Raw genomic sequence first — 20,260 nt, 5'->3', positions numbered from 1 at the left:
CGTCGGCGGCAGCGGTACGGAGAGCGGCTGCGGGTCTGCGGCGCGAGTGGACCCTGAGGTGTCGCTCTCGACCGGTCACCGGGGAGCGAAGCGCCCTTCGTCTCGTACGACGACCGGACAGCCGGACCGGTTCACCCGGCAACGGGCTGCTCGTCCGCGGAAAGTGGACGGGCTGTGCGGGGCACCGCGATCGGCGGCTTTGAGCGGGTGCACCCGTCCAGCAGGACGACGCCCGCGCACCCCGCCCCCTGGCTCAGACGGTGGATTCCAGGACTGCGTAGACGTGCTTGATGTAGTCGTGGGTGCGCTCCGAGCCGAGGAGCCCGTCGCCCACCCGGTTCATCGTGTACGCGAACGTGACGCCCCGGTCGAGGTCCATCATGACGATCGAACCGCCCCGGCCGACCCAGAAGCAGATGTTGCCGGTGGGCATGTGCGGCATCGTCCTCGGGTCGGCGAGTGCGTAGCCGATGCCCCAGCGGACGGGGACGCCCAGGAACAGGTCGACTCCGTCGGCCTGTACGTCGAACACCTTGTCCACTGTCTCCGCGGAGAGCAGCCGGAGGCCGTTCACCTGGCCGCGCCGGGAGATGACCGAGAGGGCACGGGCCATACCTCGCGCGTTGCCGTGGCCGTTGACGGCTCCGAGTTCCGCGGAGCGCCACTGCGGTGTGTCCACGTGCTCGTCGCGGGCGGGGCTTCCGAGCAACGTCCTGGTGAAGATCCCTTCGGGATCGAGGCCGGCGGGTATCCCGGAAAGCCGCGAGGGGGCCAGGAGATCGGCGATGCGCGGCCAGTCGGCCTGACGCGCACCGATCTGGACATCGGCTTGCGCCGGCTTGGCGATCTCGGTGTCGACGAACTCCGTCAGCGTCCGGCCACTGACCCGCCGGACCAGCTCCCCCACCATCTGTCCTTGTGTCTGCACGTGGTAGCCCGAAGCGGAACCCGGCTCCCACCACGGGGCCTGCGCGGCCAGCCGGGCACTCGCGGTAGGCCAGTCGTACAGGTCCTCCATGGTGAAGGGCTGCTCCCAGCCGGAAAGTCCCGAGGTGTGGGACAGGATGTGCCGCACCTCGATGTGTTCCTTCCCCTGGGCGGCGAACTCGGGCCAGTAGTGCGCCACGGGGCGGTGCAGATCCAGTGCGCCCCGGTCGACGAGGACGAGGGCCGCGAGATTGGTGAGGGTCTTCGTGGTCGACCACATGCTCACCAAGGTGTCCCGCTGCCACGGCACCGTCCGCGCCCGGTCCGCGTGGCCGCCCCACAGATCGACTTCCATGACCCCGTCCACATCGACGGCGATCGAGGCCCCCACCTCTTCGCCGGCTTCGAGGTGCGCTTCCAGCGCCGCTCGTACCGGTTCGAACCGGGCAGTGCTCGTTCCCTCGACAACCACGTTCTTCTCCACTCCGGACGACAACCGTTCACTCGCTCAACGGGCCGAACGTCACCGCGGTTCACGCATCGACGCAGGTCATGAGAGGACTCGGTCGCCCTCACGCCGCGGAAAGACGACACCCGGCGTGGTGAACGGGAGCGCACTTCTCCACGTTGCGCTGATTGGACGTGCATGCGTCCCTGCGATGCCGCCGTGCGCTGCGGCCCTCGGCGGCACCAGCCCATCATGGAAGGAACAACTCACCAGTGAAGCGCTTCATGACACGCCTCGCGGTAGTCGCGGCGGCCGGGGCCCTGGCCGTCGTGCTGCCCGCCTCGTCGGCGTCCGCCATCAACCGCACCGACTGCAATGGACTGGGTCTCCTGTCCCTGCACAACGCAGGCGGCTCCCTCTGCTTCGCCAACGCGGGTGTGCAGAGCGTGGCGATCTACGGCGTGGACCGGATCTGGACCGGAGACAACAAGGTCACCTTGGAGTACGTGCCGAGGTTGGGCGCGCCTGCGACCAGCGCGACCGTGGACAAATGGCGTTTCGGCAATGTCCCCGGCGAGCCCATCCACAAGATCACGAAGATCAGGATCTGGTAGCGCCGCCGGTGCGAACGAGGTGACAGCGGGTCCTCGGCGGCGATGTCCGTCCTGCGGCCCGAACTGCGGCGGCTCCGGTGGAAACCACCGGGGCTTCCCGCGACCTTCACCCGGGCCCGTGGGAGGAATCCGGCGGGCACGCGCCTCGGGGCGGCTACACCCCCAGTATCCCCTGCTTCTCCAACACCTTGCGCAACGCCCGCACGGCATAGAATGCACGGCTTTTGACAGTGCCGGGCGGTATACCGAGGTGCTCGGCAGCCTGATTCACGCTGCATTCCAGGAAGTACATGAGGCGGATGACGGTCCGCTGCTGCTCGTTCAGCTCCCCCAGGGCCTGCACCACCACATGGGAGTTGATCGTGGACGCCGTGCTGTCGCTGGATGTGTCCAGCTCCTCCACGGGCAACAGCTCCAACGGCCGGACCTGGCGTGCCCGGTAGTGGTCGATGACGAGATTTCTGACCACGGTGAACAACCAGGGCCTGAGGCATTCGTTGCGGCTGCCCAGGAATCGGGCGTGTTTCCAGGCGCGGGCCGCGGTCTCCTGGAAAATGTCCTCCCCCTTGTGCCAGTCGCCGTCCAGCAGCCGCGTGGCGTACCGGACGAGCAGAGAGCCGTACTGGTCGTAGATGTCCTTGATGAAGGCGTCGCAGTCAGCGTCCGGCGCGCGGTGCCGGATCTGCGACGAAGCCGGAACGAGGGCAGTGGCCTCCGTTTCCATGGTCCCGTTCATGAGGCGGCGAGGAAGTCGATCAGAGCGGCATTGACCTCGGCTGCGTGGGTGAGCAGCAGTCCGTGCGGAGCGCCGTCGATCTCGACGTATCGCGCACCGGGCAGGCGGCGGCGGAACTCGCGGGCCGTGGCGTCGATCGGCAGGATGCGGTCGGCGGTCCCGTGCAGGATCAGCGACGGCACATCGACGCACTCCACGTCGGCCCGGAAGTCCGTCAGCCACGCCGGGACACACGCGTACGCCGCCATGGGCGCCGAGTCGGCAGCGGTGGCCCAGTTCGCCCGCAGCGCGGCTTCGCTGAGCCGCGTCCCGAGCATCTCGTCGGTGTTGAAGAAGTCGACGAAGAAGCTCTCGTACCAGGCGTACCGGTCGGCCTCAGCCTGCTCCGCGAAGCCGTCGAAGACGCTCCGCGGCATACCGGCGGGGTTGTCCGGCGTCTGCAACAGGAACGGCTGGAGCGAACCGAGGAACGCCGCCTTCGCCACCCGCTGCGAGCCGTGGACGCCGAGGTAGCGGGCGACCTCGCCGGAGCCCGTCGAGAACCCGACGAGAACCGCGTCCCGCAGGTCGAGCCGCGTCAGAACGGTGTCCAGGTCGGCGGCGAAGGTGTCGTAGTCGTAGCCCGTCGCGGTCCTGCTCGACCGGCCGAAGCCACGGCGGTCGTAGGTGATGACGCGGTAGCCGGCCCTGACCAGCGCATCGGTCTGTTTCTCCCACGACCGCCCGTCCAGTGGGTAGCCGTGGATCAGGACGACCGGCTGCCCCGTCCCGTGGTCCTCGTAGTAGAGCTCGATGCTGGTCGAGCCCTCGGCTCCGACGGTGATGGTCCCCATGGTGTGCCTTCCCGCCCGTCCTGCGTGTGCGAACGGGGCATGGCACGAACCTAGGAAACGAGCAGGGGGGACCGCGTCCGTCGGACTACGTCTTCGGCGTACGTCATGATGCCGCGCCTTCGGCGTACGTCATCGTGCCGCCCAGCACCGCGGCCAGCTCGCCCCGGGACGTCACCCCCAGTTTGGGGAACATCCGCTGGAGGTGGGTGCTCACCGTCCTGGGCGAGACGTACAACCGCTCGCCGATCTCCCGGTTCGTCAGGCCCTGCGCGGCGAGCTGGGCGACATGCAGTTCGGTGGAGGTCAGGTGGTCCACCGCGGCCGGAGACTGGCGAGGGGAGGACGCGCCCGCGGCGCGCAGCTCCTGCCGTGTCCGCTCCGCCCATGCCGACGCGCCGAGGGCGTCGAAGATCACGCACGCGGCCTGCAGGGAGGCGCGGGACTCCGCGGGCCGCCGGCGCCGCCGCAGCCACTCGCCAAGGGCGAGGCACGCACGCGCCCGCTCGAACGGCCAGTCCGCCGGGACGGCATCGAGGGCCGCCCGGTAGAGCGGCTCGGCGGCATCCTGCGGGCTCAGCAGGGCCCGGCCCAGCCGCAATCCGCAGAGCAGGGCGGGCGAAGAAGTCGTTTCCCCGAGCGGGGTCAGCTCCTGCAGGACGTCGCGCGCCGTCTCCGCGGATTCGCTGCGCACAGCCGCCTCGACCAGCTCCGCGACCGCGTAGAAGCGCAACCAGGGGTGGAAGGCGGAGTCGGCCGGGTCGAAGACACGGTGCAGGTGCCCGTACGCGTCGCCGTAGCGGCCCTGGCAGAGCGCCGCCTGCCCGCGGGCCATCTGCACGATGGCCAGCACCGGGCGCCCTCCACTGGGAAGGGCCGCCCGCTCGGCTTCCGCCGCCCACGCCTCCGACGCCGGGTCGCCGCCGACGGCCGCCAACTGCGCGCGGATGGCGTTCACCATCGCGTGCACGAGAGGCTGACCGGTCTCGCGGGCCAGTGACTCGGCCTCCTCCGCGGCGAGGAAACCCGCGCGCACGTCACCCAGCCGTGCCGCGCTGCCCGCCTGCACGCAGAGGGCGCGGGCCAGCATCGACAGCCTGCCTTGCGCTCGCAGGGCGTCCAGCGACCTGGTCGTCAACCGGCTCGCCAGGGCTGGAGCACCCACCGTCACGGCGGCGCCCCCCAGGAGCTGGTCTCCCTCCGCGTTCTCGGAGGAGCGCTCCATCTGCCCCGCCAGGTCTTCCATGACCGTTCCCCCGCGCTCGACCGGGGCCGAGTACGCCCGCAGGGCGACCAGGTCGGCGTTGTCGGCGTCCACGGGCATCCGGTCGGCGGCGGCGGCGACCCGCTCGCGGGCGGCCGGCCCCGGCTCTCCCCAGAAGCACTGCAGGACCGCTCCCCACAGCATGCGCAGGCCCAGTGCCGGTTCGCCTCCGGCGGCGATCTCGACCGCCAGCTCGGCCAGTTCGGCGGTCGCGGCGCCCTCACCCCGCGTCCCCTCGGCCAGAGCGATGCTGACCCAGGCCGCGCGGCCTTGATCCCGGACCGAAAGGTCCAGTGAGCGCGCCTGGGCCAGCAGAAGTGCCGCGACCTCTCCTTGGCCCGACTCCAGCGCCAGCTCCGCCGCCCGGAGCAGCCGGTCCGCCCGAGCGGACGGGTCCTTCGTCAGCTCCGTCGCCCGCCTCAGCGCGGCGAGGGCCGCGGCGACACCGCCTCGCCGCAGGGCTCTGCCGGCAGTGGAGTCCAGGTCCCGCGCTACTTGTTCGTCGGGACCCGCGGTGGCGGCGGCACGGTGCCATGCCTGCCGATCGGGCTGCCCCTGGAGCGCGGCGGCCAGAGCGGCGTGTGCGGTCCGCCGTTCCGCCGCGGTGGCGGCGTGGTACATGGCCGAGCGGACGAGCGGGTGCCTGAAGGCCAGCCCCCGCGCTTCTACCAGACCCGCGTCGATCGCCGCCTCGAGAGCGGTGACTTCGACCGCCTTTCCGAGCATCCGGGTCGCCGCGGCGAGGCATTCGTCCATCGTTCCGTCACCGTTGAGGGCCGACAGGAGCAGAACCGTATGGGTGTCGGCCGGAAGGCGGGAGACCCGCGCCGTGAAGGTCCTCTCCAGCCGTGCGGTGAGCGGCAACGGACCCGGGTTGAGCGCGTACGCCCCGCCGACCGACTGCAAGGCGATCGGCAGCTCGGTCAGCGCCAGCGGGTTTCCGGCGGACTCCTCCAGCAGCCTCCGCCTGACCTGCTGTCCCAGGCCGGGGGCGACCGCGTCCAGTACCTCACCCGACACCTCGTCCGTCAGCGGACCCAGGTGCAGCACCGGCAGGCCGGCGCTGCTGAGGCGGTCGTCGAGGCGCCGGGTGACCGCGACCAGGACGAGGGGGTCGGACTCGATCCGCCGCGCCACGAACCCGAGCACATCGAGGCTGGCATGATCCATCCAGTGGGCGTCCTCGACGACCACGAGCAGCGGCGCCTGTGCTGCCGCGTCCGTCAGCAGAGTCAACGCGGCCAGGCCGACCAGGTACAGATCCGGGACGGCCTCGTCGACGAGCCCGACGGCTGCGAGCAGCGCCGTACGCTGGCGCTCCGGCAAGTCGTCGATGCCGTCCCGCAGTTGATGAACCAGTTGGTGCAGGCCGGCACAGGGCAGGTTCTCCTCCGACTGGACCCCCACGGCAGTGATCACATGGGTCCCGCCGCGCGCCGCCGCGGCCGCGGCCTCCGCGACCAGCGCCGATTTGCCGACCCCCGGCGCTCCGGTGATCACCATGGCACCGCCCGAACCGGCGGCCCCCTGCTCGACCAGGGCAGCCAGCGCGCGACGCTCCGACTCGCGCCCCAGCAGCGCCCGCCTCTGCATGCCTCACTCCGATTCTCTGCGGCTCCCCCGCACCGAGGGTTCCGCGTCATCGCGGAACCCGGCGACCCGGCGGCATCTTTGCTGGCAGGCGGCCTGGAGGCCGGGTCCGGATGCCATCCGCACAATGGTATGCACGCCACCGGGCGGAAACGACCGCGGTCCGCGCCCGTCGAACCGAGCCGCCGGGATCACGGCGGGGCCGAACCGCCTTCGGGCCTTGGCCCGAGGCCCGGGTGCACGTCCGGTCTCTGGAGGGTGGCCGGAGCCGCGCTCGCGGCGGGCATCATCGCCTGCCCCGTCCTGGAGCACGCCGGCCGCGAGCAGGAGAACCCGCGGAGAGGACGACGTCAGCGCGAAACGCCCCAGAAGACGGGTTTCCCCAGGTCAGAACGATTCTGCCTGGGGACGCCCGGTGGGGCGGGTGGGACTCGAACCCACGGCCGACGGATTATGAGTCCGCTGCTCTAACCGGCTGAGCTACCGCCCCATAACGGCGTGTCGCGTACATGTGTGCGCGCCGTCTGCCGCAGCATAGCCGCTCATACGATCTCCTGCCTCGGATGGTCGGCTTCCCGCGACGCCCCGGAACCGGGGGCATGAAAAAGGACCCCGAAGGGCCCTCGTTCAGCGTGCTCCCCCGACTGGACTCGAACCAGTAACCTGCCGGTTAACAGCCGGCTGCTCTGCCAATTGAGCTACGGAGGACCGAGCTCCCCGGACTGGACTCGAACCAGTAACCTGCCGGTTAACAGCCGGCTGCTCTGCCAATTGAGCTACCGAGGAAGGTCTCGTATCGCATCGAACGTACCTTCCTGGGTATCCGCCAGGGGGCGTGCGCTCGCTGCGACACATACATTAGCGCAAGCAGGGGGGTGCTCCGCCAATCGGTACTCCCCGGCACCGGAGGACTCAGGCAAGGGAAGGGTGGCCGCCATGCGTTACCGGCTCACGTTCGTCGTCGGACTCGCCGCGGGCTACGTGCTCGGCACACGGTCCGGACGCGAACGTTACGAGCAGTTGAAGAAGACCGCCCGCCAGGTCGCGCAGAACCCCGCGGTGCGCAACACCGCGGAGTCGGCCGCGCAGCAGGGCCGGCAGATCGCCGACAAGGCGTACCACGTGGTCAGCGACAAGGTCGGCGACCGCATGCCGGAGTCGGTGACCCAGCGGGTGAAGACCCTGCGCGAACGGGGCGGCGACGACTGGGGCGGCACCGGCGCCCCGTAGCCACCGGGCGGGCGGCGGGCACCACCGGGCCGCCCGCCGCCCCGGCCGGCTCGGCGATACGGCAGAATTTCGCCCATGGGGATAGTCGCCGGGCTGGACAGTTCGCCCGATTTCACTCGTATCGTCGTCTGCGACGCGGACACCGGCGCCGTACTCCGGCAGGGATACGCGCCGCATCCGGTGGAGAGCCCCGAGACGGGCGGCCGCCCCAGTGACGTCGACCCGCAGGCGTGGCTGCTGTCGCTGGGCGAGGCGGCCGGCGGCGGGCTGCTGGAGGGCGTGCAGGCCATCGGGGTCTCCGCGCAGGCCAACACGGTGGTGCCGCTGGACGCCCAGGGCAACACGGTGCGGCCCGCGATGGTGGGCGGCGACAAGCGCGCGCAGGTCGCCGCCGCCGATCTGATCGACGCGCTCGGCGGGCGCGAGGCGTGGGCGCAGGCCGTCGGCGCGGTCCCGCAGGCCGCGCACCCGGTGACCAAGCTGCGCTGGCTGGCGCGGACCGAACCGGAGGCCGCCGCGCGGACCGCCGTACTGATGCAGGCGCACGACTGGCTGGTGTGGCAGTTGCTGGGCCGGCCGGTGCGCCGGACCACCGACCGGGGCGGCGCCTCGGGGACCGGGTACTGGTCGGCGGCGACCGGCGGCTACCGTCCCGACCTGGTGGAACTGGCCCTCGGACACCAGGCGGTGCTGCCGGAGGTGATCGGCCCGGCCGACGCGGCCGGTACGACGCCGGAGGGGCTGCTGATCTCCGCCGGGACCGGCGAGACGATGGCCGCCGCGTTCGGGCTCGGCATCGGCCTCGGGGACGCGGTGGTCTCCCTCGGGGCGTCGGGTTCGGTGATGGCCGTGCACCCCGAACCGCTCGCGGACGGGTCCGGGACGATCACCGCGCTGGCCGACGCGACCGGCATGCACCTGCCGGTCGTCACCACCCTCAACGCCGTACGGGCCCTGCGCGGGGCCGCCGAGCTGCTCGGGCTGCCGGATCTGGAGAGCCTGTCCGAGCTGGCGATGAAGTCGACGCCCGGAGCGCACGGGCTGGTCCTGCTGCCGTATCTGGAGGGCGAGCGGACGCCGTATCTGCCGCACACCGCGGGGACGCTCGCCGGGCTCAGGCGGGAGTCGATGCGCCCGGAGCACCTGGCGCGGGCCGCGTTCGAGGGGATGCTGTGCGGGCTCGCGGACGCCCTGGACGTGCTGCGCGGCCGGGGTGTGGCGGTACGGCGGATCTTCCTGCTGGGGCCGGCCGCGGAGCTGCCCGCGGTGCAGGCGGCGGCGCCCTCGCTGTTCGGGACGCAGGTCGTCGTGCCGGGGCCCGCGGACTACGGGGCGATCGGCGCGGCCCGGCAGGCGGCCTGGGCGCTGGGCGCCTCCCGGGGCACCCTCGACCCGCGCACTCCCCCGGCCTGGCAGGGCGCGGTGGCGCAGGTGCTGGAGCCGGGCGAGGAACTGGCGGTGGGGCAGGCGGTGCGGCAGCAGTACGTGTCGGTCCGGGAGCAGACGCACCCCGGCGCGTTCGGCTCGTAGGGCCGTCGCGGTCCATGGCCACGGGCGTCCGAGGGCGTCCCGGCCGGGTTAATCGGTTGAGGTAACGCGGGGGGAGTGCCCGACGATGGGGGCCAAGGGCAACGACCCGCCCCCACCGCCGACTCCGAGAGACCGAGCGTGCTCATACGACTGCTGCGGACCTGTCTCAGGCCCTACAAGAAACCCATCGCGCTGCTGGTGGCGCTGCAGTTCCTGCAGACCTGCGCCAGCCTCTACCTGCCCACCCTGAACGCCGACATCATCGACAACGGCGTCGTCGAGGGAGACACCGGCTACATCCTGGGCTACGGCGCCCTGATGGTCGGGATCTCGCTGGCCCAGGTCGTCTGCAACATCGGGGCCGTGTACTACGGCGCCCGCACCGCCTCCGCGCTCGGCCGGGACCTGCGCGGGGCCGTCTTCGACCGGGTGCAGTCCTTCTCCGCCCGGGAGGTCGGGCACTTCGGCGCGCCCTCGCTGATCACCCGGACCACCAATGACGTGCAGCAGGTCCAGATGCTGGCCCTGATGACGTTCACGCTGATGGTGTCGGCGCCCATCATGTGCGTCGGCGGCATCGTGATGGCGCTGGGCCTGGACGTGCCGCTGTCCGGGGTGCTGGTCGCGGTGGTGCCGGTGCTGGCGATCTGCGTGACGCTGATCGTGCGCAGACTGCGGCCGCTGTTCCGGTCCATGCAGGTCCGGCTGGACACGGTGAACCGGGTGCTGCGGGAGCAGATCACCGGCAACCGGGTCATCCGCGCCTTCGTGCGCGACGAGTACGAGCAGCGCCGGTTCCGCAAGGCCAACGCCGATCTGACCGACGTGGCCCTCGGCACCGGCAATCTGCTGGCGCTGATGTTCCCGGTGGTCATGACGGTGGTGAACCTGTCGTCGATCGCCGTGGTGTGGTTCGGCGCGCACCGCATCGACAGCGGCGGGATGCAGATCGGTGATCTGACGGCGTTCCTGGCCTATCTGATGCAGATCGTGATGTCCGTGATGATGGCCACCTTCATGTTCATGATGGTGCCGCGCGCCGAGGTGTGCGCCGAGCGCATCCAGGAGGTCCTGGACACCGAGAGCAGTGTGGTGCCGCCGGTGGCGCCGGTGACCGAACTGCGCCGGCACGGGCATCTGGAGATCCGGGGCGCGGGCTTCCGCTACCCCGGGGCCGAGGAGCCGGTGCTGAGGGACATCGGCCTGGTGGCCCGGCCGGGCGAGACGACCGCCGTCATCGGCTCGACCGGCAGCGGCAAGTCGACGCTGCTGGGGCTGGTCCCCCGGCTCTTCGACGCCACCGAGGGCGAGGTGCTGGTCGACGGCACCGACGTACGGACGCTGGAGCCGACGCTGCTCGCCAGGACCGTGGGGCTGGTGCCGCAGAAGCCGTATCTCTTCGCGGGCACGGTGGCGACCAATCTGCGGTACGGCAATCCGGACGCGAGCGACGCGGAGCTGTGGCACGCGCTGGAGGTCGCGCAGGCCAAGGAGTTCGTCGAGCGCCTGGAGGGCGGGCTGGACGCGCCGATCGCGCAGGGCGGCACCAACGTCTCCGGCGGTCAGCGGCAGCGCCTGGCGATCGCCCGGACGCTGGTGCAGCGCCCGGAGATCTACCTCTTCGACGACTCCTTCTCCGCTCTGGACTACGCCACCGACGCGGCGCTGCGGGCCGCGCTCGGCCGGGAGACGGCCGAGGCGACCGTGGTCATCGTCGCCCAGCGGGTGGCGACCATCCGGGACGCGGACCGGATCATCGTGCTGGACGAGGGCCGGGTGGTCGGCACCGGCCGGCACCACGAGCTGATGGCGTCCAACGACACCTACCGGGAGATCGTGCTCTCCCAGTTGACGGAAGCGGAGGCTGCCTGATGGCCGGGCCGGCGGGGCGGATGATGGCCGGGGGCGGACCCGACCAGCGGTCGATGGACTTCAAGGGGTCGGGCAAGCGGCTGGTCGGACAGTTCCGGCCGGAGCGGGCGACGATCGCCTTGCTGCTGCTGTGCGTGGTGCTCAGCGTCGGCCTCAACGTGGTCGGGCCGAAGATCCTCGGCAGGGCCACCGACCTGGTGTTCGCCGGGATCATCGGGCGGGAGATGCCGTCCGGCGCCACCAAGGACCAGGTGCTGGAGTCGATGCGGGAGCGCGGTGACGGGGACGTCGCCGACATGCTGCGGGGCACCGACTTCACGCCCGGCGAGGGCATCGACTTCACCGCGGTCGGGCACGTACTGCTGCTGGCGCTGGGGGCGTTCTTCGTCGCGGGGCTGCTGATGGCGGTGGCGACGCGGCTGGTGAACCGGGCGGTCAACCGGACCATGTTCCAGTTGCGCGAGGACGTGCAGACCAAGCTGTCGAAGCTGCCGCTGTCGTACTTCGACAAGCGGCAGCGCGGTGAGGTGCTCTCGCGGGCGACCAACGACATCGACAACATCGGGCAGACCCTCCAGCAGTCGATGGGCCAGCTCATCAACTCGCTGCTGACCATCATCGGCGTGCTGGCGATGATGTTCTACGTCTCCTGGATACTGGCGCTGGTCGCGCTGGTGACCGTGCCGCTGTCGTTCATGGTGGCCACCCGGATCGGCAAGCGGTCGCAGCCGCACTTCGTGCAGCAGTGGCGCTCGACGGGCAAGCTCAACGCGCACATCGAGGAGATGTACACCGGGCACGCCCTGGTGAAGGTGTTCGGCCGGCAGGAGGAGTCGGCGGCGCAGTTCGCCGAGCAGAACGACGCGCTGTACGAGGCCGGGTTCAAGGCGCAGTTCAACAGCGGGATCATGCAGCCGCTGATGATGTTCGTGTCCAACCTGAACTACGTGCTCGTCGCCGTCGTCGGCGGTCTGCGGGTCGCCTCGGGGGCGCTGTCCATCGGGGACGTGCAGGCGTTCATCCAGTACTCCCGGCAGTTCTCGATGCCGCTGACGCAGGTCGCGTCGATGGCGAACCTGGTGCAGTCCGGCGTCGCCTCCGCCGAGCGGATCTTCGAGCTGCTGGACGCGGAGGAGCAGGGCGCCGACCCGGCGGCCGGCGAGAAGCCGGCCGAACTGCGCGGGCGGGTGGCGCTGGAGCACGTGTCGTTCCGCTACGACCCCGACAAGCCGCTGATCGAGGACCTGTCGCTGACGGTGGAGCCCGGTCACACGGTCGCCATCGTCGGTCCCACGGGGGCGGGCAAGACGACGCTGGTCAACCTGCTCATGCGGTTCTACGAGGTGTCCGGCGGGCGGATCACCCTCGACGGCGTGGACATCGCGCGGATGTCCCGGGACGACCTGCGGGCCGGGATCGGCATGGTGCTCCAGGACACCTGGCTGTTCGGCGGCACCATCGCGGAGAACATCGCCTACGGCGCCGCCCGCGAGGTGACGCGCGGGGAGATCGAGGAGGCGGCGCGGGCCGCGCACGCCGACCGGTTCGTCCGGACGCTGCCCGACGGCTACGACACCGTGATCGACGACGAGGGCAGCGGGGTCAGCGCGGGCGAGAAGCAGCTCATCACCATCGCGCGGGCGTTCCTGTCCGACCCGGTGATCCTGGTGCTGGACGAGGCGACCTCGTCGGTCGACACCCGGACCGAGGTGCTGATCCAGAAGGCGATGGCCAAGCTGGCGCACGGGCGGACCTCGTTCGTCATCGCGCACCGGCTGTCCACCATCCGCGACGCGGACACCATCCTGGTCATGGAGAACGGCTCCATCGTCGAACAGGGCACCCACACCGGCCTGCTGGCGGCCGGCGGGGCGTACGCCAAGCTGTACCGGGCGCAGTTCGCGCAGGCGGTCGCCGAGGTCGACTAGGCACCGGCTCGGGGAGCCGCCGAGGTCGGCCAGGGCCCCGGCGCGGGGGGCCGCCGTCCGCCGGCGGTTCCCCGCGTCAGTCCAGATAGCCCCGGAGCTGGTCCGCGAAGGCGTGGTCGCGGAGCTTGTTCAGCGTCTTGGACTCGATCTGCCGTATCCGCTCGCGGGTCACGCCGAAGATCCGGCCGATCTCCTCCAGGGTGCGGGGGCGGCCGTCGACCAGGCCGTAGCGCAACTGGACGACCTTGCGTTCGCGCTCGCCGAGGGTGGAGAGCACCGCCTCCAGGTGCTCGCGCAGCAGCAGGAAGGCCGCCGACTCCACGGGGCTGGCGGCGTCGCCGTCCTCGATGAGGTCACCGAGGGCGACGTCGTCCTCCTCGCCGACCGGGGCGTGCAGCGACACCGGTTCCTGGGCGAGCCGCAGTACCTCGCTGACCCGCTCGGGCAGCAGGTCGAGGTGGGCGGCGACCTCCGCGGGGGTCGGCTCGCAGCCGCGTTCCTGGAGCATCCGGCGCTGCACCCGGACGACCCGGTTGATCAGCTCCACGACGTGCACGGGCACCCGGATGGTGCGGGCCTGGTCGGCCAGCGCGCGGGACATGGCCTGGCGAATCCACCAGGTGGCGTACGTGGAGAACTTGTAGCCGCGGGCGTAGTCGAACTTCTCCACCGCCCGGATCAGGCCCAGGTTGCCCTCCTGGACCAGGTCGAGCATGGTCAGCCCGCGGCCCACGTACCGTTTGGCGACGGAGACGACCAGGCGCAGGTTGGCCTCGATGAGGCGGCGCTTGGCCATCCGGCCCAGGACGACCAGCCGGTCCAGGTCGTGGGCGAGGCGGCTGTCCAGGTCGGGGGTGCTGCTCAGCTTCTCCTCGGCGAACAGGCCGGCCTCCACCCGGCGGGCGAGTTCGACCTCCTCGGCGGCGGTGAGCAGCGGGATGCGGCCGATCTCCCGCAGGTACTGGCGGAACAGGTCCGAGGACGGCCCGCCGGTCTCGGGGCGGGCGGGCGGCGGCCCGACGGCCTCCGGCGCCTCGACGGGCTCGACGGCCTCGACGGCCTCCGCGGGCTCGGCCGCCTCGACGGTGTCGAGGATCTCCGCGGGCGGGTCCTCCGGCCGGGCCTGCGGGTGGCGCGCGGCACGGTTCTGCGGGGGGACCGCGACGAGCGGTTCCGTCTCCGCGTCGGGGTCCGTGCCGTCGGTACAGGTATCGGTCTGGGTCAGGGTCTGGGTCTGGGTCTGCACGGGGGCGACCTCCAGGATGGACGCTGCCGGAGGGGGCGGCAGCGGTACTTCGGGGACGGAGTCTGCGGCCGCACCGCTGTCCGTCCCGTACGTGATGGCCGGAACCGCGGGGTTCAGGACCCGCCGGGGGGACGGGCCGGCCGCGCTCCGAGGACTCAGGCACCGGAACCCAGTGTGGGGTACGACACACAGCCGCCACGAGGGGCGTGCGGTGACTTTTTGCGTCCGGACCGTGACCGCGCGGTCATCTTTCCTGTCGGGTGCACCGAAACGCGGAGTCGAAACCGGCGAGCTGCCGTCAGAGCGCGCTGGCGCCGTGTTCGCGCAGCGCCTGGTCGTACTGCTGGAGGACCCACAACTCGTTCTGCACGGCGGCCAGTTCACCCGGGTCGCCGTGGGTGGACAGCCGGGTGAGCCGGCCGGTGATGTCGCGGATGTACCGCTCGACGGCGCGGCGCCGGACCCGGACCAGCACCTCGCCCGCGTACAGCTCGTCGACCGCGCGGCGCATGATCGCCTCGACGGCCAGCTCCGTGACCATCGCGCGGACGGTGTCGTCGGGGGCCGCCTCACGGACCCTGACCAGGTACTCCTGCGGGTCGGCGACGCCGTGCTCGGCGCCGCCCGCGTCCATGACGGCCTGGCGTACGGCGGCGTAGGGCGGGGCGGTGAACTCGTCGACGCCGTACGCGTCGAAGGCCGGGGAGACCAGCTCGGGGCGCTGGAGGGCGAGCTTGAGCAGCTCGCGCTCGGTGGCGTAAACGGGGTTGCGCAGGTTGAGGGCCGGGCCGCGCGGGGCCTGCGGGGCGGCGGCGTACTGCTGGGGGCCGCGCCGGTGCTGGTCGGGGGCGGCGGGGCCGCGGCCGCCGCGCTCGCGGGCCCAGCGGGCGAGCTGCGCGACCCGCTTGACGACGAACTGGGTGTCGAGGATGCCCAGCATCCCGGCGAGTTGCACGGCGACCTCGTGCTGGGCGCCGCTGTTCTTGATCCGGGCGACCACCGGGGCGGCCTCGTCCAGGGCGGCGGCGCGGCCCCCGGGGGTGTCCAGGTCGTAGCGGGCGACGATCTGGCGCAGCGCGAACTCGAACAGCGGGGTGCGCGGCTCGACCAGGTCGGCGACGGCCTCGTCGCCCTTGGCCAGCCGCAGGTCGCAGGGGTCCATGCCGTCGGGGGCGACGGCGATGTACGTCTCGGCGGCGAACTTCTGGTCGTCCTCGAAGGCGCGCAGGGCCGCCTTCTGCCCGGCGGCGTCACCGTCGAAGGTGAAGATCACGCGGGCGCTGCCGTTGTCCATCAGCAGCCGGCGCAGGATCTTGATGTGGTCGGTGCCGAAGGCCGTGCCGCAGGTGGCGATGGCGGTGGTCACGCCGGCCAGGTGGCAGGCCATGACGTCGGTGTAGCCCTCGACGACGACCGCGCGGGAGGACTTGGCGATCTCCTTCTTGGCCAGGTCGATGCCGTAGAGGACCTGGGACTTGCGGTAGATCGGGGTCTCGGGGGTGTTGAGGTACTTCGGGCCGTTGTCCGACTCGTAGAGCCTGCGGGCGCCGAAGCCGACGACCTCGCCGCCGATGTCGCGGATGGGCCACATCAGCCGGCCCCGGAACCGGTCGATCGGGCCGCGGCGGCCCTCCTGCGCGAGCCCGGAGAGCAGCAGCTCCTTGTCGGAGAAGCCCTTGCCGCGCAGATAGCGGGTGAGGTGGTCCCAGCCCTGCGGGCTGTAGCCCACGCCGAAGTGGAGGGCGGCGTCCTGGTCGAAGCCGCGCTCGGCGAGGAAGTGCCGGCCGGCGTCGGCCTCGGGGCCGGTGGCGAGCTGCTCCGCGTACCACTCCGCGGCGATCTTGTGGGCCTCGACCAGGCGGGTCCGCTCGCCGCGCTGGTGGGAGGGGTTGTACCCGCCCTCCTCGTAGCGCAGGGTGATGCCGGCCTGGGCGGCCAGCCGCTCGACCGCCTCGGAGAAGGTGAGGTGGTCGATCTTCATCACGAACGTGATGGTGTCGCCGCCCTCCTGGCAGCCGAAGCAGTGGAACAGCCCCTTGCTCGGGCTGACCTGGAAGGAGGGCGACTTCTCGTCGTGGAACGGGCACAGCCCCTTCAGGTTGCCGCCGCCCGCGTTGCGCAACTGGAGGTACTCGGACACCACGGCGTCGATCGGGACCGCGTCCCGAACCGCCTTCACGTCCTCGTCATTGATCCGTCCAGCCACGCGTGAATTCTACGGGTCCGCACCGGCACCCGGGTCTCGGCGGACTACCCCCCGAGATCCTCCAGCCTGACCCGCGGGGACGCCAGCGCCTCCACGTCCACCCGGGCCCCGGAACGGATCAGCCGCTGGACGGAGTCTGTGACGTCCCACACGTTCACGTTCATCCCGGCCAGCACCCGGCCCTCCTTCACCCAGAACGCGATGAACTGCCGCTTCGCCGCGTCCCCCCGGATCACCACCTCGTCGTACGACCCCGGCGGCGCCCACCCGCTGTACTCCATGCCCAGGTCGTACTGGTCGGAGAAGAAGTAGGGCACGCGGTCGTAGGTGATCTCCCGGCCCAGCATCGCGCGGGCCGCCGCCGGGCCGCCGTTCAGCGCGTTGGCCCAGTGCTCCACCCGCAGCCGGGTGCCGAACAGGGCGTGCCGGAAGGAGGCCGCGTCACCGGCGGCGTGGATGTCGGGGTCGGAGGTGCGCAGCCGCTCGTCCACGACGATGCCGCCGCCGTGCGCCCGGTCGGCGATCTCCAGGCCGGCCGCCTCGGCGAGCGAGGTCCGCGGCGCGGCGCCGATCGCGGCGAGCACCGCGTGCGCCGGGTGCTCCTCGCCGTCGTCGGTGCGGGCGGCGAGGACGACGCCGTCCTGGCCGACGATCTCGGTGAGGGTGACGCCGAAGCGGAAGCGGACGCCGTGCGCCTGGTGCAGTTCGGTGAAGACACCGCCCAGCTCGGGGCCGAGGACGCCGTGCAGCGGGGTCGGGGCGGGCTCGACCACGGTGACCTCGGCGCCGTACTCGCGGGCCGCGGCGGCGACCTCCAGGCCGATCCAGCCGGCGCCGGCGATCAGCAGGTGGCCGTTGTCCCGGCCGAGGGCGGCCAGGACGCCCTTGAGGCGTTCGGCGTGGGCGAGGCGGCGCAGGTGGTGGACGCCGGCGAGGCCGGTGCCGGGGACGTCGAGGCGGCGGGGCTCGGCGCCGGTGGCGAGGAGGAGTTTGTCGTAGCGGACGCGGGTGCCGTCGTCGCCGTAGTGGACGGTCTTCGCGGTGCGGTCGACGGCGACGACGGTCTGGCCGAGGTGGAGTTCGACGTCGTGGCGCGCGTACCAGGCGGGTTCGTGCACGAAGACGCTGTCGCGGGCCTCCTTGCCGAGCAGGAAGCCCTTGGACAGCGGCGGCCGTTCGTAGGGGTGGTCGCGCTCGTCACAGATGAGGATCACCCGGCCGGTGAAGCCCTCCGCGCGGAGCGTCTCGGCCGCCTTCGCGCCGGCCAGACCTCCTCCGACGATGACGAATGTCTGATCAGCGTCGACCACTTGTCTGCCTCCTCGTCAGGGTTCCGCCACATGCGAGCGTCCCGCACCGAGCCGGTCCCGGGAAGGGGGAGTGGCCCGATCAGGTCAGCCGCGCGTGCAGCGACCGGGCCGAGGCGTCGGTGAGGGAGGCGATCTGGTCGACGATCACCCGTTTGCGGGCCCGGTCGTCCGGCGCCCGGTCGAACAGGGCGCGGAACTGCGGGTCCAGACCGTACGGCGCCCGGCGGGTCAGCGCCTGCGCCAGCTCCAGGACGACGACCTGCTGATCGGCGCGGAGCCGCTCCTGCTCGGCGCGCTGCATCACGTACCGGTCGGCGACGGCCTTGAGGACGGCGCACTCCATGCGGGTGGCGCGCGGGACGACCAGCTCGGCGGTGTACCGGGTGAGCCGGCCGCCTCCGTGGGCGGCGCGGGTGGCGCTCTCGGCGGCCAGGCAGAACCGGCCGATGAGCTGGCTGGTGGCGTCCTTCAGCCGGGCCTGCGCGATCGCCGTGCCGTCGTAGCCGTGCGGCCACCAGTCCTGGGCGAGCAGCCGGTCGAGGGCAGCGGCGAGTTCCTCCGGGTCGGTACCGGCGGGCACGTACCGGCCGACGGCGACCTCGAACACCGCCCGCCGCTCGGGCTCGGCGAGCAGACACCCCGGGTCGACGTGGCCGGCGTGCAGGCCGTCCTCGACGTCGTGCACGGAGTACGCCACGTCGTCGGACCAGTCCATGACCTGCGCCTCGAAGCAGGTACGGGTGCCGGGGGCGCCCTCGCGGACCCAGTCGAACACCGGCCGGTCGTCCTCGTAGGCGCCGAACTTCGGCGAGGCCGGATCGGTGGGGTGCGCGCCCCTCGGCCACGGGTACTTCGTCGCGGCGTCCAGGGCGGCGCGGGTGAGGTTGAGGCCGACGGAGCGTTCCGAGGTGAAGCGCTTGGGCTCGATCCGGGTGAGCAGCCGGAGCGACTGCGCGTTGCCCTCGAAGCCGCCGCAGTCGGCGGCGAACTCGTTCAGCGCCTGTTCGCCGTTGTGACCGAACGGGGGGTGCCCCAGGTCGTGCGAGAGACAGGCGGCCTCGACCAGGTCGGGGTCGCAGCCGAGGGCTCCGCCGAGTTCCCGGCCGACCTGGGCGCACTCCAGGGAGTGCGTGAGGCGGGTACGGGGGCTGGCGTCCCAGGTCTGGTCGGTACGGCCGGGGGTGACGACCTGCGTCTTGCCGGCGAGGCGTCGGAGGGCGGCGGAGTGCAGGACGCGGGCGCGGTCCCGCTGGAAGGCGGTGCGGCCGGGGCGTTTGTCGGGCTCGGGGACCCAGCGGGCCACTGACGCGGGGTCGTAGGGGGTGTGGGGTGCGGTGCCTTCCATGGCACCGACAGTACGTGGGTTCTGTCGTGTGCCGGGTGCGGGTGCTTCGCGGCTTGTCGCGCCCGCGCGGCGGAGCCGCTTTCAGACGCGTTGCAGTCGACCCGTGGCCCACAGGGGCGCGGGGAACTGCGCGAACGGCCACGGCGCCGCCGCGGCCTGCGGACCGGCCAGAGCCTCCTCGTACCGATGCAGGATCAGCTCGGCCATCGCCGGGTGCGTGCCCAGCGGCGCCGACGTGAGCCAGGGGCCCTGCGCCGTCTCCGTCGCGAAGCGGCCCGGCGCGGTGAAGTACGAGGCCACGGCGATCCGGCGGTGGCCCCGGGCGATGAGGTCCGCGACCGCCTCCGGGACGGTGGGCGCGGTGGTCGTCGCGTAGGCGGGGACGACCGGCACGCCGAGGCGTCCGGCGAGCAGCCGGGCGGTGCGGGCGGTGTCGGTCGCGGCGTCCGGGTCGCGGGACCCCGCGGCGGCCAGCACCACCGCGTCCCCGGGCCGGCGCTCCCAGCCCGCCTCGGCGAGCCGGCCGTGCAGGGCGTCCACCAGGAGCGGGTGGGGGCCGAGCGGGGCCGCGACCCGGGTCCGGGCCGGGAACGCCGCCGCCGTCTCGGGGATGTCCCGTTTGACGTGGTAGCCGCGGCTGAGCAGCAGCGGTACCAGGACGGCCGCCGAGTCGCCGAGGTCGGCCAGGGTGCCGGGCAGCAGCGGAGCGTTCAGCTCGATGTGCCCGAGGCGCACCGGCAGGCCGGGGCGCAGGGCGCGGACCTGGTCCAGGAGGGCGCTCACGGTGCGCAGCGCGCGGGGGTCGCGGCTGCCGTGGGCGACGACGACCAGTGCGGGGGCGCCGTCGGGGCCGGTCATCGGGGGCACGGTCATGGAACGAGCGTGACGGGGGGAGGTTGCCTCGCCGTTGCCTGGGGGTCACGGAGGTTTTCCGTCGCTTCACAGCGCGAGGGGCGGGGGCTGTGAGGGACGTACCCGAACCGGACGGGCGTGCGAAGCGTCTGAGGGTCCGTGACGAGACGTCGGTGGGGAGTGCCGCGCACCCGGGTGGGGCGGCGGACACTGGTGCGGGCGGTGATGGCCGGGCGGTGCGCGGGGCGGTCGTACCTCACGGCGGGGGCCGGGGGGCGGGGAGGGCACCGTGCCGCCCGTGTAACAAGGAGCCGCCGGGCCGCGTAACACGG

The 20,260-nt window shown here is 72.1% G+C and carries 13 protein-coding genes, 3 tRNA genes and 1 pseudogene; 5 read left to right on the top strand and 12 right to left on the bottom strand.

Annotation, left to right across the window (positions count from 1 at the left end; genetic code table 11):
• Positions 1-253: 253 nt before the first annotated feature.
• Entirely contained in the window at positions 254-1,399 is a 1,146-nt protein-coding gene (locus ACFY32_RS01595) for a serine hydrolase domain-containing protein (RefSeq protein ID WP_390673147.1), read from the bottom strand.
• Between the two features lie 248 nt (positions 1,400-1,647).
• Between ACFY32_RS01595 and ACFY32_RS01590 the strand changes: the two genes are divergently transcribed.
• Complete coding sequence (locus ACFY32_RS01590) at positions 1,648-1,989, top strand: beta/gamma crystallin domain-containing protein (RefSeq protein ID WP_390673146.1); 342 nt, start codon at positions 1,648-1,650, stop codon at positions 1,987-1,989.
• 154 nt (positions 1,990-2,143) lie between these two features.
• On the opposite strand, the gene ACFY32_RS01585 is transcribed toward ACFY32_RS01590, so the two are convergent.
• The 6 genes from ACFY32_RS01585 to ACFY32_RS01560 all read right to left on the bottom strand — a co-directional run bounded on the left by ACFY32_RS01585 (position 2,144) and on the right by ACFY32_RS01560 (position 7,195).
• On the bottom strand, positions 2,144-2,713 hold the full coding sequence (locus tag ACFY32_RS01585) for a sigma-70 family RNA polymerase sigma factor (protein WP_390673145.1): 570 nt from the start codon (positions 2,711-2,713) through the stop codon (positions 2,144-2,146).
• 8 nt (positions 2,714-2,721) lie between these two features.
• Positions 2,722-3,558 carry an alpha/beta fold hydrolase gene (locus tag ACFY32_RS01580; protein WP_390673144.1) on the bottom strand — a complete coding sequence of 279 codons (837 nt, stop codon included), beginning with the start codon at positions 3,556-3,558 and terminating at the stop codon, positions 2,722-2,724.
• A gap of 103 nt (positions 3,559-3,661) precedes the next feature.
• Positions 3,662-6,412: an ATP-binding protein gene (locus tag ACFY32_RS01575; protein ID WP_390673143.1), complete on the bottom strand. Its 2,751-nt coding sequence runs from the start codon at positions 6,410-6,412 to the stop codon at positions 3,662-3,664.
• Positions 6,413-6,825: 413 nt separating this feature from the next.
• Positions 6,826-6,899: transfer RNA gene (locus tag ACFY32_RS01570), tRNA-Ile, on the bottom strand.
• Between the two features lie 145 nt (positions 6,900-7,044).
• A tRNA-Asn gene (locus tag ACFY32_RS01565) sits at positions 7,045-7,117 on the bottom strand.
• A 5-nt stretch (positions 7,118-7,122) separates the two neighbouring features.
• Positions 7,123-7,195 (bottom strand) — tRNA-Asn (locus ACFY32_RS01560).
• 150 nt (positions 7,196-7,345) lie between these two features.
• Here ACFY32_RS01560 and ACFY32_RS01555 point away from each other — a divergent pair.
• The 4 genes from ACFY32_RS01555 (at position 7,346) to ACFY32_RS01540 (ending at position 12,969) form a co-directional block, all read left to right on the top strand.
• Entirely contained in the window at positions 7,346-7,639 is a 294-nt protein-coding gene (locus ACFY32_RS01555; protein ID WP_359191476.1) for a YtxH domain-containing protein, read from the top strand.
• A 75-nt stretch (positions 7,640-7,714) separates the two neighbouring features.
• Positions 7,715-9,169, top strand: coding sequence for an FGGY family carbohydrate kinase (locus ACFY32_RS01550; RefSeq protein WP_359191479.1), 1,455 nt, complete (start codon positions 7,715-7,717; stop codon positions 9,167-9,169).
• A gap of 138 nt (positions 9,170-9,307) precedes the next feature.
• Positions 9,308-11,041: an ABC transporter ATP-binding protein gene (locus ACFY32_RS01545; RefSeq protein ID WP_390673142.1), complete on the top strand. Its 1,734-nt coding sequence runs from the start codon at positions 9,308-9,310 to the stop codon at positions 11,039-11,041.
• Positions 11,041-12,969, top strand: coding sequence for an ABC transporter ATP-binding protein (locus ACFY32_RS01540; protein ID WP_359191484.1), 1,929 nt, complete (start codon positions 11,041-11,043; stop codon positions 12,967-12,969). Before ACFY32_RS01545 ends, ACFY32_RS01540 begins: the two co-directional genes overlap by 1 nt.
• Positions 12,970-13,045: 76 nt before the next feature.
• Here the strand turns inward: ACFY32_RS01540 and ACFY32_RS01535 are convergent.
• The 5 genes and pseudogenes from ACFY32_RS01535 to ACFY32_RS01515 form a co-directional block, all read right to left on the bottom strand.
• Positions 13,046-14,378 (bottom strand): annotated as a pseudogene (locus ACFY32_RS01535) (RNA polymerase sigma factor).
• A gap of 135 nt (positions 14,379-14,513) precedes the next feature.
• Complete coding sequence (dnaG, locus tag ACFY32_RS01530; RefSeq protein WP_390673141.1) at positions 14,514-16,421, bottom strand: DNA primase; 1,908 nt, start codon at positions 16,419-16,421, stop codon at positions 14,514-14,516.
• 44 nt (positions 16,422-16,465) lie between these two features.
• On the bottom strand, positions 16,466-17,731 hold the full coding sequence (locus ACFY32_RS01525; RefSeq protein WP_359191490.1) for an FAD-dependent oxidoreductase: 1,266 nt from the start codon (positions 17,729-17,731) through the stop codon (positions 16,466-16,468).
• A gap of 79 nt (positions 17,732-17,810) precedes the next feature.
• Positions 17,811-19,076, bottom strand: a complete 1,266-nt coding sequence (locus ACFY32_RS01520) for a deoxyguanosinetriphosphate triphosphohydrolase (RefSeq protein WP_390673140.1) — start codon at positions 19,074-19,076, stop codon at positions 17,811-17,813.
• 81 nt (positions 19,077-19,157) lie between these two features.
• Positions 19,158-19,949 (bottom strand): sirohydrochlorin chelatase, encoded by a 792-nt coding sequence (locus ACFY32_RS01515; protein WP_390673139.1) that lies wholly within the window; start codon positions 19,947-19,949, stop codon positions 19,158-19,160.
• Positions 19,950-20,260 lie beyond the last annotated feature (311 nt).

This window comes from Streptomyces sp. NPDC000134 (assembly GCF_042899225.1).
Lineage (GTDB): Bacteria > Actinomycetota > Actinomycetes > Streptomycetales > Streptomycetaceae > Streptomyces.
This window is presented reverse-complemented; position numbering and strand designations above follow the sequence as displayed.

What these genes read in the sequence shown, in the direction of transcription:
- ACFY32_RS01520 (WP_390673140.1), bottom strand. Translation starts at nt 19,076, where the DNA reads ATGGAAGGCACCGCACCCCACACCCCCTACGACCCCGCGTCAGTGGCC.
- ACFY32_RS01585 (WP_390673145.1), bottom strand. Translation starts at nt 2,713, where the DNA reads ATGGAAACGGAGGCCACTGCCCTCGTTCCGGCTTCGTCGCAGATCCGG.
- ACFY32_RS01540 (WP_359191484.1), top strand. Translation starts at nt 11,041, where the DNA reads ATGGCCGGGCCGGCGGGGCGGATGATGGCCGGGGGCGGACCCGACCAG.
- ACFY32_RS01575 (WP_390673143.1), bottom strand. Translation starts at nt 6,412, where the DNA reads ATGCAGAGGCGGGCGCTGCTGGGGCGCGAGTCGGAGCGTCGCGCGCTG.
- ACFY32_RS01515 (WP_390673139.1), bottom strand. Translation starts at nt 19,949, where the DNA reads ATGACCGTGCCCCCGATGACCGGCCCCGACGGCGCCCCCGCACTGGTC.
- ACFY32_RS01550 (WP_359191479.1), top strand. Translation starts at nt 7,715, where the DNA reads ATGGGGATAGTCGCCGGGCTGGACAGTTCGCCCGATTTCACTCGTATC.
- ACFY32_RS01555 (WP_359191476.1), top strand. Translation starts at nt 7,346, where the DNA reads ATGCGTTACCGGCTCACGTTCGTCGTCGGACTCGCCGCGGGCTACGTG.
- ACFY32_RS01580 (WP_390673144.1), bottom strand. Translation starts at nt 3,558, where the DNA reads ATGGGGACCATCACCGTCGGAGCCGAGGGCTCGACCAGCATCGAGCTC.